The sequence below is a fragment of the Rhodococcus sp. NPDC059969 genome, assembly GCF_042738325.1.
Taxonomy (GTDB): Bacteria; Actinomycetota; Actinomycetes; order Mycobacteriales; family Mycobacteriaceae; genus Rhodococcus_F.
The window spans coordinates 35,346-51,853 of sequence record NZ_JBHWUF010000010.1 but is presented as its reverse complement, the minus strand read 5'-3'; the positions used below and the strand labels follow the sequence as shown (position 1 = coordinate 51,853).

Here is a 16,508-nt window from a genome sequence, read left to right as displayed (position 1 = left end):
AGCACCCCCACCTGTGCGCGGTTGAGGAGTGTGAGGACTCCTCAACCGCGCACAGGGGTCAGTCTCACTTCTCCAGCGCAAGGTCCGTATCCGAATGCAGTTCACCGACTTCGGTCTTGAGGATCCGCATCGACCGACCGAGGCCGCGGGCGGCGTCTGGCAGCTTCTTCGAACCGAACAGCACTACGAGTACTACTGCGACGATCGCCCAGTGGGTTGGGCTGAGCGCGCCCATCAGGCGGGTTCCTTGCCCTCGGGGTACACCGCGTCGATCTCTACCTCGACGAGCCAACCGGCCACCGGCAGTCCCGCAACCTCCAGGGCGAAGCGGGTCGGCCGGGCGCTGTTTCGCTCGATCGGGGCGATCGGTTCGGCAGTGCCCATAGGCACCAACTCCGTGTCGCCCGTGTCGAGATTGGTATTGGCGAAGAACTGGCGGTACGCGCGATTCCATCCGGTGTAGTCGGCCTTGTCCGACCCCGGTGCGTTGTCGAGGAAGACGCGCATCGTGACGACGTCCTCGAGACTCAACCCCTGCGCTTCGAGATTGTCGCGGATCTTCTTGAGGACGTTGATGCCCTGAGCCTCGGTGACGGTCACCCCGGTGGGCAGAACTCCGCCGGAGAACTGGCCGTCGATGTACGACTCGGGGGATCCTTCCGGCGACGCCTTGTTGCCTGCCGAGGGGCCGATGCCACTGGTCTTGTAGATCGCGGTGTCGCCGCCGATTGCGACGCCCTGAGCGATCATCGGGTTGGCCTGCCCCGCTTCGATGACCGACTTGGAGACGAACGAACTCGATGTGGTCTCGGCGTCCGCTTCATCGGATGAACAGGCTGTGGCAGTGCCCAGCAGCGCGGTGGCGGCAAATGCGGCCGCAAGGATCTTGGTGCTGCGAGATTTCATGATCTGACCTCCAGAGAAAGGGATGGAAAACAAAGCACGTCAGGCGGTTTGCGCAACACGCTGATGAAGATGAGTGACGACGTCCTGCGCGGACGTGAAGGCCCCGTGCTGCCAGGCGATGGCGTTGGAGAGGTGATCGCCGGCGAAGTAGATCCGGTCGACGGGATCGAGCAGCTTGGTGTACTCGGGAGTTGCCATGCCGCCGTGGGAATCTCCTGCGCCGGCCCACGATGCCCAGGCGGATTCCGAATACTTGGTGCGCCGCCAGCTTCCGGAGAAGGACGACGAGATGTCGCGAGTGTATTTGTCGCCGTGAATCTCTGCGCCTTCGGCGATGGCCTTGGCGAGCCGTTGACGGTGGGTCAGCGATTCGAAAGCCTGTTGACGCTTACCCGAGCTGTAGTACGCGACGACGACGCCGCGGTCGGAGTTGTAGTGGTCGTAGGGGAACATGATCTGGGAGATATCGCGGTCGGTATTGGAGGCGCCGCCGTAGATGCGGTCCTCGGTCTCCCACCACCGACGCGAGTACTCGATACCGAGCTTGCCCGACGACGACGGCTTGGCGGCATCCAACGCGAGCAGGATGTCTGAGGGCAGGTTGTTGTTCAGCCGCTTGATCAAGTGCGGTGGGATCGTGCAGATCGCGTAGTCGGCGGTGATCGACTTGGCTTTGCCGTCGACGACGTAATCGACGGTGACGCCTTCCGGCACGTTCCTCATGCCGCTGACCTCGGCGCCGAACTCGATGTTGTCCATGCCGATCGCGTCCTGGAACTTGTAGTAGATCCGGTCCATACCGCCCACGGGGGTCATCATCGTCATGGCCTGGTCGTAACCGAACTCGAAGGAGAATGCGCGCCCGATGCCGCCCTGGATCACATCGCTCATCCCGAAGGGTTCGATCTCGGTTCCGAAGTTGAGGCCGGCCCCCGGTTCTGCAGAGTGCCCGCGACGCGAGGAACCGACGTAGCGGCCGTCGCTGGAGAGATCACCGAAGTCGGTGAGGAACGACGAGAGCGCCTCCTTGTCTTCCTTGCTCAGAACCTGGTCGAGGGCACCCTGATTGGTGGCCTTCTGCAGTAGCTCGGACATGTATCCGTATGTGTCGGCTTTGGCTGCTCGGTAGGTGATCGACTGATTCGCGAGCGGCTTGTTGCCGGAGTAGTTGACGAAGGTGTTCGCATTCTGATTTCCGAACATCTGCAATTCGACGCCCAGTTCGCGGCAGTAATCGATGGTGTTGTGATTCTGCGGAATACGCGTCGCACCGAGGTTGTAGAAGTGCCCCTCCGAGAACGTACAGGTCTGTGTCTCGCCGTTCAGGTCGGTTTCTTCGGTGCCGTTGCGGATCGACCACACCCGACCACCCGGGCGGTTGCGCGCTTCGAGGACAGTGACCTTGTATCCGGCCTTCTGCAGTTCGTAGGCCGAGCACAGCCCGGCGGGTCCGCCGCCGAGGATCACGACAGAGTGATTTCCCTTGACCTTTCCGATCAGGTCACCCGCGGCGGGTGCCTGGAATCGTCTCGGCGTCGACGCCACTGCCGGCGCCAGGCCGATGGACGACATAGCACCGAGCGCCAGGCCCGCGCCGCCGGTGATTCCCAGGCTGCGCATGAAAGATCTACGTGTGTATGGCATTCGAGCTCCCCAGTGTGCTCCCGGTGACCCGGGTGGTTGGTGTTGAACACAGACTTCAGGAGCGTTGGGTCCGGAACTTGACGCGCAGGAAACAGTCGGTGGGGACCGAGTGAGAAACGTGCGAGCGTTCGCATCTTGCTCTCTCACCCGAGTGCGATCAGCGGAAGCATGTCCGCAATATCGGCGTTACAGAACCGGACTAGCGTGACGCGACATGTCCGCTCTCACCGAAGCCATCGCGCGGTCGTTCACCACGCGCGAGAAGCAGCCCCCGGCGCGATCGCCGCTGCGCGCGTTGGGTCGTCGGCAACTCTCCGGTGCCGAGGTGCTGGCCCAGTCGGTGGCGACCACTGCTCCCGCTGTGTCGATGGTCGTTCTGCCCGTCACCATGCTGACGCACGGCCGGTTGTTGAGCGGGATGATCACCATCATCGCCGCCACCGTGCTGGTGACGCTCATAGCTTTCTGTGTTTCGCAGTTCACCCGCCGAATGGCAGCGTCGGGCGGACTGCACAGCTTCGTATTTCGTGGCCTCGGCACCCGGGCAGCATTGACCACCGGCATCGCAATGCTGGTCAAATACGTCGGCAGCGCGGTCATGACGCTCTATCACGGCGGGCAGGCGGCAATCGCGTTGCTCGGCTTCGCGGGTGTGCACGTGGACAAGACTTTTCACGTCATCGCGCTCTATCTGGGGATAGCCTTGCTGATTCTCGGTGCCCTCGTGCGAAGCGTCAAATTCGCCGCGCTCGCGATCCTCGTCGTCGAAAGCTGTTCCCTTCTGTTCATCGTCGGGCTCATGATCCTGGGCGGTTCCGGAAGTCAACAAGCGCAGATCGTTCCGCCCACCTCCGGCCACGGACTACTGCTCACCGCTCTGGCTGCCGTGTTTGCTCTCGCCGGATTCGAGAGCGCGGCCTTCTTCGGCCCCGAGGCCCGTCGTCCGCTGGTAACCATCACCCGCACAGTCCTTCTCACTCCGATCATCTGTGGATCGCTCTTCATCTTCGCCGGCTGGGCCGCTTGGTCCGGGCGCAGTGACACCCTCGTCAACGCCTATCTCCACGGAACGGCGACGGGAGTGAGCCCCGGTGTCGTGATCGCCCTCAACGTCGGTCTGGGTTGCTCGTGGCTGGCGTCGTCGATGGCGTCGTCCAATGCTGCGTCACGCCTGGTCTATTCGTTCGGTGTCGAGCGCTTACTCCCCCGCCGGTTCGCCTCGGTTCACAGTGCCTTCCGCACGCCCTACTTCGCATTGACCGCCGTGGTCTGCACTGTCCTGCTGGGCGGCGGAACCTTTGCCGTACTCGGGCGAGGAGAAATCTTCGACGACGTTCGACTGACTGTTCGCGGCGCCGTCATCGTGGCCTATGCACTGGTGGCGATCGCTTCCGTTGTCTTCCTGACACGGATCGGTGAGCACACCCCCGGCGTTCTCGCGGCCGCGTCGTGTGGAAGTGGCGCCGGCGCGGTAGTTCTCGGATACCTGGTTTACGCCAACACGATCGACCACGCGTACGTTGCACCGATCGCCGTACTGGTCATCTTGACCTCGGGCACGCTCTGGCAGTTCTACCTGCGACGCCGAAGCCCCAAAAGCCTGCTGCACGTCGGAGCCTTCGACAGTCCCGAAACCGAGGACGTGCTACCAGGAGCTGGGGTGTTCGCCACCGACGCAGCCGGAAACATCGTGCTGGTGGGCGAGCCGACTGCCGGCGTCCGCTGATGGTGGGTCGACCACGCGACCTCGGCGGGCACGAACCCCGAGCCGTTCAGCGCGCCCTTGCCCTGCTCGAAGCGGCGGCCCGGCTCGGATCGGGTGCCACCGCCAAAGACATTGCCGCTCTGGCCGATATTCCACCCGCCACTGCATACCGGTTACTCAACATTCTTGTCGCCGACGGCTACCTGGTCCGGATCGCCGATCTCTCCGGATTCGCACTAGGTCGACGCACCCGCGAATTAGCCGGAGCTGCCGCCGAACCCACACCTGTCGACAATTCGGTGCTCCTCGAAGAACTCCGCGAACAGCTGCGGTTCGGCGTCTATCTCGCGTCGTTTGCAGAAAACAGAATTCGGCTCGTCGATCGCGATCCCGACCACGAACTCAGCGGTGAACGGACACTGGTCACCGCCGTTCACGCGTCGGCAATCGGAAAGCTGCTCCTCGCCAACCGTCCAGAGTTGGCCGAGACCCCACTGCGAAAGGTCACCGCACACACCATCACCGACGGCGACGCGTTGGAACTCGAGCTCTCGCGGATCCGGCGCGGTGAGCCCGCCCGTGAGGTGGACGAGATTCGTGTCGGACGCTCCGCCGTCGCCGTCCCGATCCACGACGCGGAAAGGTGTGTCGTCGGCGCCTTGGCTGCGATAGGTCCGACCGGCAGACTTTCCGTGGACGACGCAGAACTTGTGGCGCTCTTGCGGGATTACGCGGAACGCATCGTTGCACCGACGATGTCGAAGGCAAGCTGAATTCAGAGGCCGAAGACACGTTTGGCGAAGCCGAGATGCTCGTCCGCCCACCCGATGACGCCGAGTGTGGAATCGAGATTCTGTGGCGGAGTGCGCACCAAGGTGTCGCGTCGGACGAGACGGTCGAAATCGACCTGAGCACGGTCGAACTGGACTCCGGCCGTGACCATGATGTTCGCCAGTTCTTGCGCCATCACCCCGTACGCGACTGTCGTGGGATGAACGCCGTCGAGCGAGAAGAGTCCACCCGAAGCGCGGCCACCGTGACCGTCGGCGGAGAGGAACAGCGAGTCCGGCACGGGTTGCAGGTCGGTCAGCGCCTTGGGGAGGGGGTACGGCGTCCACCATGACGGCCGCGCATTGACGTCGGTGACGTAGCGCCGTGAGGCCACGCGCTCGAGCAACCCGGCAATATCACAGAGGTACCAGTCCTTCCCCACCCGACGGGCGTTCGCGACGGCCTGCTCGATTCCGTCGTTGTACATGTCGATTGCGGTGTCGACGGCCCATGCCTGCGCGCCGGTGATGTGTTGATCGCGTTGTGGGTCGAAGTCGGTATCGCGCACCCATGGTCGCGCGTAATACGGGAAATAGCGGGATCCGATTTCGATCTTCCCACCGAGCCCGTGGGCGATCGGTGCGATGGTCACGTGTGGGACGGTGCAGAGGATGACGTGCTGCGCGTTGATCTTTCGAATCGCAGCGAGTACCTCGGCATACTCCGACGCGAAGTGCTCAGGCTGCCACACCGTGTAGTCGCGCTTGCCGTCCGGATCACGGAAGTTGTTGCCGCTCCACTCGACTCGGAGTTCGGTGACGGCGCGGAGCGCGTTGTTGGCACCGAGGAAGACGATCAGAGTTTCGATGCCTTCCTTACCCAACTCCGCTGCTGCGTCGAACGCGGTCATTCGTTTCTCGGCGTCGGAGCCTCGCGGCAGAACTCGCAGTGCGGCGCGCTCACCGTTGTTCTCGACGATCTGGCTGATCAAATCGTCGTGCGGCTGGTGAAGAGCGTCCTCACAGTCCTGCGCCGTCTTGGTCAGAGCGTCACGAAGATCCCACCCGTACACCGAGAGGTTGTGGTTGATTGCCGAGAACGTCGGCGCTTCGCTGCCCGGTCCGCGTTCCCAGTAGTCCTCCACCTGGTCCATGAACGCACGCGCAGCGAAGAGTGCGAGCGGAACCTCCCAGAGGTCGAGCCGTGGGCCGAAGCGCTCCTCGAGGGTGCGGAGCAACAGTTCGATGTTGAGCGGAAGCCCGCCCGGGCCGCCGTAACGGGGAAAGCGGAACTCGTCGAGCCGGCCCAGCTGGTGAGCAATGATCGCCGGATACGACAGATCGGTATTGAAGATCGCCCCGCTCTGGAATCCCTGCGACAGCGAATCGCCGATGACCACCAACCGGTGGGGAGCATCTCCCCCAGGTGGAACTACCGGAATCCCCACTGTGGGATCGAACTGCGGAACCCTTGGTCCGCCGGCGGCCGCGGCCACGACGTCGTCGGGAGTATCGGATGGAAGTTCCATGCCCACTCACCTCCGGAAAAGTCCAGCTGGTCAGCTGATCAGTGGTGGCTTACGCCGATCGGCATTGTCCTGCTCCGATTGCTTCTCGATCGACCTGACAACCTCGTCGGCCCACTGTTGATTTCGCCCGTCGAATTCTGCGCGGTCCCGACGCGCGATACCCCGCCCCACCAGGATGGCAATCGGAATGGAACACACGACCCATACGAGTAGTACGCCACCGACAATCCACCACATAACCAGTAATTGTGCCCGATTCGACGACTGTTGTGCTCCAGGTCGAAACATCTGTCCGAATCGTGGCGGTCAATCCAGGTGAGCGCGCAGGTCAGAAACGATCTGCGTCGACGGTTTCACGGACTTTGCGAACCTGATTCCATCCCCGGACGGCGATGCCGAAGGCAACAAGCGACATCAGATCCGAGACCGTCAGACCGTGTTCTCTGTTCAACGACCACAAGACCTGGCCTTCCAGCGGTCCATTGAAGAACAACCACGCCACCCCTGCACAGGCGGTCGCAACAACACTGATTTTCGACGGCTTCATCAAACACACGGTGCTGGTCACGAACAACAAGTTCATGAAAACCAGACCGTAGAAAAGTCCGATCATTCGACTCCCCCCCGAAGTTCGTTCGTTCAGCTGCGGTTGAAGTTCAGGTACGCCTTCGACGGTGTCGGGCCGCGCTGGCCCTGGTACTTGGATCCGGCCTCGGAGCTTCCGTACGGGAACTCCGCAGCGCTCGAGAGCTTGAGCAGGCAGAGCTGTCCGATCTTCATTCCCGGCCAGAGCGTGATCGGCAGGTTTGCGACGTTGGACAGCTCCAGTGTGATGTGGCCGCTGAATCCCGGGTCGATGAAACCGGCGGTCGAGTGCGTCAAAAGGCCGAGGCGCCCGAGGCTCGACTTACCTTCGAGGCGACCGGCGAGGTCGTTCGGCAGTGAGCACACTTCGAGAGTCGAACCGAGAACGAACTCGCCGGGATGAAGTACAAACGGCTCGCCCTCTGCCGGTTCGACCAGGCTGGTCAACTCGTCCTGGCGAAGTGCCGGGTCGATGTGCGTATACCGCGTGTTGTTGAAGACCCGAAACAGACCGTCCAGGCGCACGTCGACGCTCGACGGTTGCACCATGGAATCGTCGAAAGGGTCGATACCCAGACGTCCAACGGAGATTTCGGCACGGATGTCACGATCGGAGAGCAGCACAGGTAGAGGCTACCGGTTCTGCGGGCAGTGCCGACCCATCGCCGGCGGCGATCACATTGCGGCGACGAAGCGCGATGGGTGAGTTCGGGACTCCCCCGCAGTGCCCCTGACCCACATACCTCGAGCTGTCCATGCCGAAAGGCTTTCCCGCGCAGAACTTGTGGACAAACCATCCACCAATCGCGCCGACTTCGACACACGCCATCTGATCAATGACGGCCGGGGACACGCTGTGTGAAAGCTCGTCTGATAATGTTCGGAACGCACGTTGGTCGGCGGTGAAACACGCCCGGTCGGCTGCGACGCCGATGTAGTTCAATGGTAGAACATCAGCTTCCCAAGCTGAATACGCGGGTTCGATTCCCGTCATCGGCTCCACAGGGTTCTCGCCCATCAAGCACTGTTGAGTTCACCTATTCGATCCGTAGTTCCTTCCGATAGGCGATTTCTGGTTGATCAGCCGTCGTAAGGCCGGTTTCGACGGATCTTCTCCGAGCACTTCGAACTCTCGAACACGTGTACATACAAACGAGGTGCACACGGCGTTGCGCCTCAGATGATCTCGCGATTCCAGGTCGTGACCGCCCAGATCACGAAAACATTGAGCGCGATGATTATCGTCGCCCACCACGGGTAGTAGGGCAACCACAAGAAATTGACGAGAACCGACACACCGCAGATCACCAAAGCGCCCACCCGGGACCAAATCGACCCCGTGAACAAACTGGCGCCGACCACCGCGACGACGACACCTAGTACAAGATGGATCCACCCCCACGCAGTGAGATTGAATTGGTAGGAGTAATCGGGACCTACGACGAACACTTCGTCCTTCGCTATCGCGGAGACACCTTGTAAGAACTCGAGCACGCCGACAGTGACGAGAAGTACCGCACCGCCCATCGTCGCTCCCTTTGCCACACTTTGCTGGACCAGAATTTTCTCGGACATAGCCGCCCCTCGAGGTCTCACGTGCGAATCGGTCGGGTGCCCCTGCCCTAGGGTCACGACGGGTGGATACCCGCTGCTCGGTCCTCAATCGCGGGGCGCGAAGTCGACAGCCTCATGTGGCCCTCGACCACGGCGATGTCGGGTCGTTCACAGGCGCTCCGCACGTTCGCTCTGATACCGCAGGCATCCACGGGCGAGCGCAGATTGGGACTCGTCGCGAGGTGGAACTCTGCGGGGAGAGTGTCTTAACTACGGAGGCAGCTAATCCGTCATGACTGAGGAACCGACAACCGACAGCACCGCCGAGCAGGCAGCCGGTCCGCCACGCCTGCTCGCCCTCCTGCTCGCGATGGCGATGTTCGTTCTCGTCGTCGACACATCACTGATGAATGTCTCGATCTCCTCCGTCGTCCGCGACCTCCACACGACAGTGAGCGGCGTCCAGGCGGCGATCGCACTCGAAGCACTGGTATCCGCGGCATTCATTCTGATCGGCGGCAAAGTCGGCGATCTCATCGGGCGTAAACGGGCGTATGTGCTGGGCCTCCTGGGCTACGCCATCGGTGCCTCGGCAATGGCGTTTGCGCAGTCCTTGACCGCAATCGTCATCTTCTGGGCAGTGCTCGGCGGGATCGGCGCCTCACTCCTGCTGCCCGCAATGCAATCCCTCATCCACGGCAACTTCGAAGGAGCAGAGCAGAAGAAGGTCTACGCCTTGGTCGGAGCAGCGGCAGCGATTGCCGCCGCCGTCGGACCGCTACTCGGAGGATTCATCACCACCTATCTCTCGTGGCGCGTCGGTTTCGTGCTCGAGGTCGTCGTCATCGCGGTCGTCCTCTCCGGCATCAAGCTGGTCCGCGATGTGCCGTACACGGGCCCTACCGGCATCGATCTGGTGGGTGCGGTCCTGTCCGTGCTGGGTATGGGCGGGATCGTGTTGGGAATCCTGGTCTGGCAGGAAGGCGGTGAAGCCGTTGGTGCGCTCCTGGCGATCGGGGCGATTGCACTGGCAGGGTTGGCGTACTGGCTCGTGCGGCGCAAACGTCGAGGAGGGCCGACACTGCTGGATCCGGAATTGTTCCGCTCCAAGATCTTCCGGCTGGGCATCTCCGGACAGATGCTCCAACAAATAGCCCTGGGTGGCACGATGATCGCGCTGCCGATCTACCTGCAAATGGTGCTCGAGTACAACGCCATGCAAGCAGGTTTGTCTCTCGCGCCCCTCTCCCTGAGTATGTTCGCAGTGGCGTTACTTGCGGCGAAGAAGGCGGGTGATCGGCGCCCGAGCAAAATCATCAGGTGGGGTTTCGTACTGCTCACGATCGGAATCGTGGCGTTGATCCCGATCGTGCCACGGGCAGAGTTCGGCTGGGGCCTGATAATCCCCCTGCTGATCGCGGGATCAGGGTTGGGATTGTTGGTCTCTCAACTCAACAACTACACACTCGCCCCGATCGAGGAGCAGCGGATCAGCGAAGCTGCCGGCGTCAATTCCGCGGCCGGGTCCTTCGGATTGTCATTCGGGTTGGCATTCGCCGGCGCCATCATGTTGGCGACACTCTCGATCACTTTCACCACCATGGCGCAATCGAGCAGCGTGCTCCCCCAAACAGAGCAGCAGCAGGTGGCGCAAGTACTCGAAGACGATGCCGAAGTCATGAGCAACACCCAGCTCGAACAACTACTCGTCAACCAGCCTCCGGAAATTCAGAACGAAATCATCCGCATCAACACCGACACAAGACCTCTCGCGCTTCAGGTCGCGCTTCTCATTCCCCTCCTCGCCGGCCTCGTCGGGGTGTTCAATTCGTTTCGGATGATCCGGATCCCGGAAACCCCGTCAACGGCTTCCGGCGACGAGCCGGATGTGCTCTGACACTCGACATCTCCGGAGCCGAAAGCTCTCAAATCAGCTGCCGCCGAATGAAACCCTTGGCCACTATTTGGTGAGGATCGGTCGGTCTCCTCTTGAAATGTAATTGGCGAATCGTTCAATTCCTGCTTGTGAGAAGCTTCCTCGGCCTGCGCGTTTCAGTGCGGCTTCGACGAATGGGAGCGGTTTCCTGCGGTATGTGCGGTAGATGCTGTCGAGCACTGGTTGCAGTGCCCGGCGTGCAAGGTCTGCTGTTTCCGGGTCTGAACCCCCGAATTTCACGGTCACATTCGGCATAGATACCCCTGCTGGTCGAGTGTCCGATTCCCTGGCCGGAAGCGTACGTATCGGGATTGCGAATCAGTACAGAAACACCAAAACGGGGCGCTAAGTCCCTACTTGCGGTGGATACGACTCCGTCTTTGGGGTGACGAAAAACAGCCCGACCGCGGCGTGCGGTCCGGCTTCTGTTCTACGACTGCGGGTTACGATCGGAAGCCGAGGCTTCTGGTTTCGCCTACTTCACGTTGGGTGGCGGGTTGCCGATGATGACGGGTGTTTGCGCCAACGCGTAGTGAACTCCCCATCTATAGCGTCCATGCGGAATGCCCCCACGACATAGTTGCCGTCTTCGATGCAGTAGCCGAATTCATTGGGGCGGCAACTGCCGAACTCAGCGATTCGATCAATGAACTGTTCTCCGTTGCCAAGGGATCGACTCCCTCCAAATAGGAGACGGCCACCCGAAGGTGCCCGTCCCGTGGTCGACCACCGACAACGGGCGGTTCCACTGTTCCGCAGAAGTTCAAAGCTTGTGGTGCATCGCCCCGCGGTCATTGCCAACATGCCCCACGACGTTCTATGGTTCATTACATGAGTAATGAACCAGTGAACACCGAGCGTCGATCATCGTGATCGACGACGGACGACCACTGTTCCAGCAGATCGCCGAGCAGATCGAGAGCTCGATCGTCGACGGCTCGCTGCCCGAGGACGGGCAGGTGCCGTCGACGAACGAACTGGCGGCCTTCCACCGGATCAATCCGGCCACCGCAGCCAAGGGCCTCAATCAACTCGTGGGCGAGGGGATTCTCTACAAGAAACGGGGAATCGGAATGTTTGTCACTGTCGGCGCCCGCGACGCACTCAGGTTCAGACGCCGAGAAGCGTTCGCGCGCCAGTACATCGAGCCGCTGGTCGCGGAGGCCGACCGCCTCCAGATTTCCCTCGACGAACTCAAATCCATGCTGGACGACAGGAAGGCGGACTGATGAACGCAAGCACGACAACGACCGAGCCCCACGTCAGGCGTTTCGACGAAACTGAACTCATCGCCTCGATGCGCTCCGTGGACAGAAAGTACGGAGACGTCGACGCGCTCGCGGACGTCTCGTTCGAGATCAGCCGCAACAAGATCTACGGCCTGCTCGGCCGCAACGGCGCAGGCAAGACGACGATCATGCAGATACTGACCGGGCAGGACCTGCACACCAGCGGCGACGTCAACGTATTCGGGGCTGCCCCGTTCGAGAATGCCGACGTACTGGCGAACGTGTGCTTCGTCAAGGAAAGCCAGACGTACCCCGAAGACCTCAAGGTCAAGCACGTACTCGTCGCCGCCGGCCATCTTCTCCCGAATTGGGACCACGCGTTCGCCGAGACACTGCTCGAGGACTTCCAACTTCCCCTGTGCCGCAAGGTGAAGAAGCTTTCACGCGGCATGCGGTCGGCGTTGGGGGTAATCATCGGACTTGCCTCCCGCGCACCCCTGACGCTTTTCGACGAGCCATATCTCGGTCTCGATGCCGTTGCGCGCCAACTGTTCTACGACCGCCTACTGGCCGACTACGCCGAACATCCTCGCACTGTAGTGCTTTCGACTCACCTGATCGACGAGGTAGCGAATCTGCTCGAGCACGTGATCGTCGTCGACGCCGGCCGGATTGTCGTCGACGAGGATGCGGACAAACTGCGAAGCCGCGCAGTAGTGGTAACCGGCCCCTTGGACGCGGTGGATGCTGTTGCCACGTCCGGCACGGTCCTGCACCGGGAGACGCTGGGCGCCCACAGCCGAATCACGTTGCAGGCCCATCTGACAGACACCGACCGAAACCGACTTCGGGAGGCGGGTGTCGCAGTGGAACCGGCGTCCTTACAGGAACTTGTCATCGCGACCACGACTCAGCGCAAGGAGATCACCGTATGAGCAACGCAACGACATCGCCACGGACGGTCCCGAAGGCACCCACCCGGTCCAGGATCGGTTCCGTCCTACAACTGCACACGGTCGCGTGGCCGTTGCTGATCGCCTGGCCGGTGGGCATCCTGTTGATATCGTTCCTGATCAGCTTCACCATCTACGCGATCGTCCGGAACGACGAGGGTGAGGGGTTCACCGGCAGCGTGTTCTCCGTATACGGTTTCGTCTTGGCGTTCTACCTCCAGTCGATGACCCAGACGTTCCCGTTCGCGCTCGGACTGAGCGTGACTCGCCGCGAGTTCTTCACTGCCACCACGGTAATGACGCTGGCACAGTCCGCAGTCTTCGCAATCGCGCTGCAACTGCTGTCCGTGGTGGAGTCCGCCACCAACGGCTGGGGTGTGCACATGCGCATGTTCGGCATCGCACGCTATTTCACCGACAACACCGCCGTACAGTTGCTCGCACTGTTCGCGACGCTGCTGCTGACCAGTTCGATCGCAATGCTGACAGGTGCTATCTACCAGCGGTGGAGAACCACCGGTCTACTCGCCTCCCTCACCGGGCTTTTCGGCTTGCTCGGCTTGTCAGCGATCCTTGTCACGTGGGCTGGTTGGTGGCCGGCGATCGGTTCGTGGTTTGTCGATACTCCCCGAGTGGTCCCAATAGCACTACTCCCCTTGGCCCTTGCCATCGCGTGCATCGCCGGAGCCTGGGCGACGTTGCGTCGCGCAACGCCGTGACCGCGTAATCATGTGCGACGCCACATGTCGCGCCGTCTGGGAATGCTCCTCGGATCAAAACCGTCTAGGCAGCTCGTCCCCCTCCCTGAGCCGGGAAGGGGACGAGCGTCGCAACAGGGTGCTATCTCGTCCCCGATTTGGTCCGCTCTACTGCCGAGCAACCCGCTCGACAAAACTCGAAGCCCGCAGCACCAGTTCATCTTTCCGATCCTGGCGCGCAGCCGCGGCATCGTAGCCGGCATAGGGGAGCGGGGGGTCGTTGCGAACATTGGCCGAGCACTGGAAGTCTCGGCAGATCAGTGTTCCGACTGTGCTGCCGCGTCGACCAGCAGGCCCGGCCAACTTGGCGCCGTAGAAGACGACCTCGTTGGGAAGTCGTGTGTCTCGGCACCAGGAACACTGGGTGCGCGACCGCGGAGTGGCCTCCGCTTGAACGAGCAAGACTCCGATGGTCTCCCCGTCGAGTGTCGGGACGATAGCGTAGGCGCGTCGGCCCATTTTCGGATCTCGCCAGCCCAGGAAATCGATAGTGTCGAAGTCGATGGTGTCGAAGCGGTCCGGCAGGGTGAGATCGGACTTCTCCTTACGACTCGCGTTGACGAGGCTGGAGCGAATAGATGTATCGGTCAAAATGATCATGGGTGTATGCCAATCGTGGCTCGGTGGAGGTGGGTACATCTCATAGCCCGACCAGCACCAAGTGCTGTCGGGGCTGAATTGCGCTATCTGTTGCCGGCGAAGACGACGCCGACAACCCCCTCACGCCCATAGGGCTTCACCGTGTACGTATCCACACCGCGATGGTAGCTACAGGTCTGCTTTACAAGCCACTCGATTTATCAGCGGGCCGTACGACATGGGCACGACTGATATCGAACCGGCCGATCTCGAGCCCTTCTACGGTCGATTCAGGCTGCTCCAGGAGACCAATCGCGATGGTCTCGAACTCTCCGCTCTTTGTCGAGGAAAGTTGCCGGAGGCATCATCCACACCAGCGCGACCACGATCAAGATGAGCAGAGTCGCAGCGCTGACGAGGAGGGGATCCAACCATTCACCCAATGACTTCGGCCTTCTCATCACCACCGTATCTGCAGGTGATGGCGAGCCTCATCTGAACGACAAACCCGCGGAGTGGGCTGGCAATTTCTACGAAAGCGATTGCAGGACAATCTCTCCAATCATCAACAGAATTCCGAGCATACCGATCGGCACTCTGCGCCAATCGACAAACATGGACAATCCTCATAATTCGAGCAAATAATGCGAATCGTGCGACAATCAGACGGTGAACGACACCGACAGTGGAGTTTCGCAACCGCGCCGATCGCGACTACTGAGCGTCGGCATCCTCTTCTCCGCCGCCCTGCTGTGGTCCACTCCCCTCGCCGCCGCCGCGCCCACCGAACCCGGACCGGCCAGTTGCATACCATTCGGAACCGCCCAACTGCCACCAGGTGCGCCCTCCGGTGGAGGTCGAGTCGGGTTGGCAAACCTACCGACATTCACCAGTTCAACCGCCCCCAACTCGGTCGAGATCCGCACGCCAACTAACCAATTCAATCGTTTCTGGGACTTCGCGCTCGTCGACCACGACTTACTCACTCGGCCCCGAGAGCCAGGCGCATCAACGGCTGAACCGTGGCGTTTCGTGCCGATGCCGGAGTGCCTGCGTGGCCGACTGGTCGGGATATCACTGGATGACGACGAACTCGTCGCGGTCGACGACAACGGCTGGATCTATACGATGGACAACGCATCCCAGGATCCGCTGGTGTGGAACTGGACCTCGGCATGGGGTGCACCTCTGTGGAGCGGTCCCGGCCGACAACTCCCCGGAGACCGCCCGAACGGGTGGGCACTGAGCGTCTCGTCGCCGTGGGACAACCAAACTTTCACCGACGTCGCAGGACGGATTCACTTCGTCGGACTCGCCAAGATGACGATGATCCCCACGTTGACCGGGGACGGCAGCCGAATAACCTACGCGGACCCGTGGCTGCCCAACGACGACAGCTACGAGATCGGCGGTCCGCTCGGCGGACGGTTCCAGGCCGAGTCCTTGTCGGCGGCCGGGTCGACCACCTTCGTGATGAACAAGTACGGCGACATGTACACCCGCACATTTGATTTCGACTCTTCGGGTTCTGACTCGATCTTCTTCCGCTACAGCTGGGATGACCAGTCGGGCAAGCCCAGCGCACCTAACCTCGTCGCCGAAACCCTCGACCGCAGTACCGCCGCGATCCAACTGCCGGCGCCGGACTGGGTACACCAACCCAAGATTCCCGGTGAAGTCACATCCGCGATCAGTGTGCACTCTCTCGGCCCTGGCCCGAATCGGCGGGAGTTGCGCGTCGGGGGCCGCCGCGGTACCGAATCCGGTTTCTGGCACAAGGATCTCGTCGACGGCGCCTGGGAGTTCACACCGACTGGCGCGCCTCTCGTCGGCGCGCTGATCGAGAACTCACCGACAGACCGTTCGACACATACCCTGGCCCCCGCCGCCCCCTGGCACTTGTCCACGACTCTGCCCGCCCGCGACGGTGCCATCGACGGTCAGACTCTGATCGACATCGGGTTTCCATATTCTGTGGTGGACCCGCGTCTGCTCGACGCGATCGGCCAGCACGCACAGCCCTCTGGATACCGACTGGACGTGGACCACTTCGACCCGATCGCCACTACCCGGACCGCGGCCGTGACTGCACCGGATGGCACAGTCCTTCCGGTCGTCCTGCACACCGCCGACGGGCTACGGATGACTCCCCGCGCGTCCGGCCTCGACTCCGATCCGCGCCACCTCGTCGGGGCCATCGAGATCCCGTCGGACGCGTACGCGGATCGGGCATCGAACCCCGCGCTGGACGCGTTCGTACGGGACTGGATGCGCGGAAACCATATTGCCGCGATCACCCTCAGTGCCACCGACCATGACTTGGTGATCCGCTAGCCGAAACCAGCGCCGTCCTCCCTGTC

General features: G+C 61.8%; 17 protein-coding genes and 1 tRNA gene. 8 read left to right on the top strand and 10 right to left on the bottom strand.

Annotated elements, in window-relative coordinates; all coding sequences use genetic code 11:
• Window positions 1–64: 64 nt before the first annotated feature.
• From tatA to ACFWAD_RS23550, 3 genes are read right to left on the bottom strand one after another with little or no spacing between them, the layout of a single operon-like run.
• Complete coding sequence (gene tatA / locus ACFWAD_RS23560; RefSeq protein ID WP_378548276.1) at window positions 65–235, bottom strand: Sec-independent protein translocase subunit TatA; 171 nt, start codon at window positions 233–235, stop codon at window positions 65–67.
• Complete coding sequence (locus tag ACFWAD_RS23555; protein ID WP_378548273.1) at window positions 235–906, bottom strand: Rid family hydrolase; 672 nt, start codon at window positions 904–906, stop codon at window positions 235–237. Before ACFWAD_RS23555 ends, tatA begins: the two co-directional genes overlap by 1 nt.
• Before the next feature lie 39 nt (window positions 907–945).
• Window positions 946–2,526: a flavin monoamine oxidase family protein gene (locus ACFWAD_RS23550; protein WP_378535861.1), complete on the bottom strand. Its 1,581-nt coding sequence runs from the start codon at window positions 2,524–2,526 to the stop codon at window positions 946–948.
• A gap of 238 nt (window positions 2,527–2,764) precedes the next feature.
• Here ACFWAD_RS23550 and ACFWAD_RS23545 point away from each other — a divergent pair, with 238 nt between their 5' ends.
• Window positions 2,765–4,276 (top strand): APC family permease, encoded by a 1,512-nt coding sequence (locus tag ACFWAD_RS23545; protein ID WP_378548269.1) that lies wholly within the window; start codon window positions 2,765–2,767, stop codon window positions 4,274–4,276.
• Window positions 4,276–5,028 carry an IclR family transcriptional regulator gene (locus ACFWAD_RS23540; protein ID WP_378548266.1) on the top strand — a complete coding sequence of 251 codons (753 nt, stop codon included), beginning with the start codon at window positions 4,276–4,278 and terminating at the stop codon, window positions 5,026–5,028. The genes ACFWAD_RS23545 and ACFWAD_RS23540 overlap by 1 nt, the downstream gene beginning before the upstream one ends.
• Before the next feature lie 2 nt (window positions 5,029–5,030).
• On the opposite strand, the gene ACFWAD_RS23535 is transcribed toward ACFWAD_RS23540, so the two are convergent.
• The 4 genes from ACFWAD_RS23535 to dcd all read right to left on the bottom strand — a co-directional run bounded on the left by ACFWAD_RS23535 (window position 5,031) and on the right by dcd (window position 7,763).
• On the bottom strand, window positions 5,031–6,554 hold the full coding sequence (locus ACFWAD_RS23535; protein ID WP_378548263.1) for a hypothetical protein: 1,524 nt from the start codon (window positions 6,552–6,554) through the stop codon (window positions 5,031–5,033).
• Between the two features lie 30 nt (window positions 6,555–6,584).
• Entirely contained in the window at window positions 6,585–6,791 is a 207-nt protein-coding gene (locus ACFWAD_RS23530; protein WP_007726530.1) for a hypothetical protein, read from the bottom strand.
• Between the two features lie 91 nt (window positions 6,792–6,882).
• Window positions 6,883–7,167 carry a hypothetical protein gene (locus ACFWAD_RS23525; RefSeq protein WP_378548260.1) on the bottom strand — a complete coding sequence of 95 codons (285 nt, stop codon included), beginning with the start codon at window positions 7,165–7,167 and terminating at the stop codon, window positions 6,883–6,885.
• Between the two features lie 26 nt (window positions 7,168–7,193).
• Complete coding sequence (gene dcd, locus ACFWAD_RS23520) at window positions 7,194–7,763, bottom strand: dCTP deaminase (RefSeq protein WP_019747488.1); 570 nt, start codon at window positions 7,761–7,763, stop codon at window positions 7,194–7,196.
• Between the two features lie 304 nt (window positions 7,764–8,067).
• Here dcd and ACFWAD_RS23515 point away from each other — a divergent pair.
• A tRNA-Gly gene (locus ACFWAD_RS23515) sits at window positions 8,068–8,141 on the top strand.
• A 174-nt stretch (window positions 8,142–8,315) separates the two neighbouring features.
• On the opposite strand, the gene ACFWAD_RS23510 is transcribed toward ACFWAD_RS23515, so the two are convergent.
• A complete protein-coding gene (locus ACFWAD_RS23510; RefSeq protein WP_378548257.1) occupies window positions 8,316–8,714 on the bottom strand; it encodes a hypothetical protein in 399 nt (132 codons plus the stop codon).
• Between the two features lie 271 nt (window positions 8,715–8,985).
• On the opposite strand from ACFWAD_RS23510, the gene ACFWAD_RS23505 reads away from it, so the two are divergent.
• From ACFWAD_RS23505 to ACFWAD_RS23490, 4 genes are all read left to right on the top strand, one after another.
• Window positions 8,986–10,590, top strand: coding sequence for an MFS transporter (locus ACFWAD_RS23505; protein ID WP_378548254.1), 1,605 nt, complete (start codon window positions 8,986–8,988; stop codon window positions 10,588–10,590).
• A 908-nt stretch (window positions 10,591–11,498) separates the two neighbouring features.
• Window positions 11,499–11,858 carry a GntR family transcriptional regulator gene (locus ACFWAD_RS23500; RefSeq protein WP_378548251.1) on the top strand — a complete coding sequence of 120 codons (360 nt, stop codon included), beginning with the start codon at window positions 11,499–11,501 and terminating at the stop codon, window positions 11,856–11,858.
• Window positions 11,858–12,793 carry an ABC transporter ATP-binding protein gene (locus ACFWAD_RS23495; protein WP_378548248.1) on the top strand — a complete coding sequence of 312 codons (936 nt, stop codon included), beginning with the start codon at window positions 11,858–11,860 and terminating at the stop codon, window positions 12,791–12,793. Before ACFWAD_RS23500 ends, ACFWAD_RS23495 begins: the two co-directional genes overlap by 1 nt.
• Window positions 12,790–13,530: an ABC transporter permease gene (locus tag ACFWAD_RS23490; protein WP_378548245.1), complete on the top strand. Its 741-nt coding sequence runs from the start codon at window positions 12,790–12,792 to the stop codon at window positions 13,528–13,530. Before ACFWAD_RS23495 ends, ACFWAD_RS23490 begins: the two co-directional genes overlap by 4 nt.
• A gap of 147 nt (window positions 13,531–13,677) precedes the next feature.
• Here ACFWAD_RS23490 and ACFWAD_RS23485 read toward each other — a convergent pair whose 3' ends face one another.
• Together ACFWAD_RS23485 and ACFWAD_RS23480 are read right to left on the bottom strand one after the other, a co-directional pair.
• On the bottom strand, window positions 13,678–14,169 hold the full coding sequence (locus ACFWAD_RS23485; RefSeq protein ID WP_378548242.1) for an FBP domain-containing protein: 492 nt from the start codon (window positions 14,167–14,169) through the stop codon (window positions 13,678–13,680).
• Window positions 14,170–14,438: 269 nt separating this feature from the next.
• Complete coding sequence (locus tag ACFWAD_RS23480; protein WP_378548239.1) at window positions 14,439–14,609, bottom strand: hypothetical protein; 171 nt, start codon at window positions 14,607–14,609, stop codon at window positions 14,439–14,441.
• Between the two features lie 208 nt (window positions 14,610–14,817).
• Here ACFWAD_RS23480 and ACFWAD_RS23475 point away from each other — a divergent pair, with 208 nt between their 5' ends.
• Window positions 14,818–16,482 carry a hypothetical protein gene (locus tag ACFWAD_RS23475; protein WP_378548236.1) on the top strand — a complete coding sequence of 555 codons (1,665 nt, stop codon included), beginning with the start codon at window positions 14,818–14,820 and terminating at the stop codon, window positions 16,480–16,482.
• The last annotated feature ends 26 nt before the right edge of the window (window positions 16,483–16,508 follow it).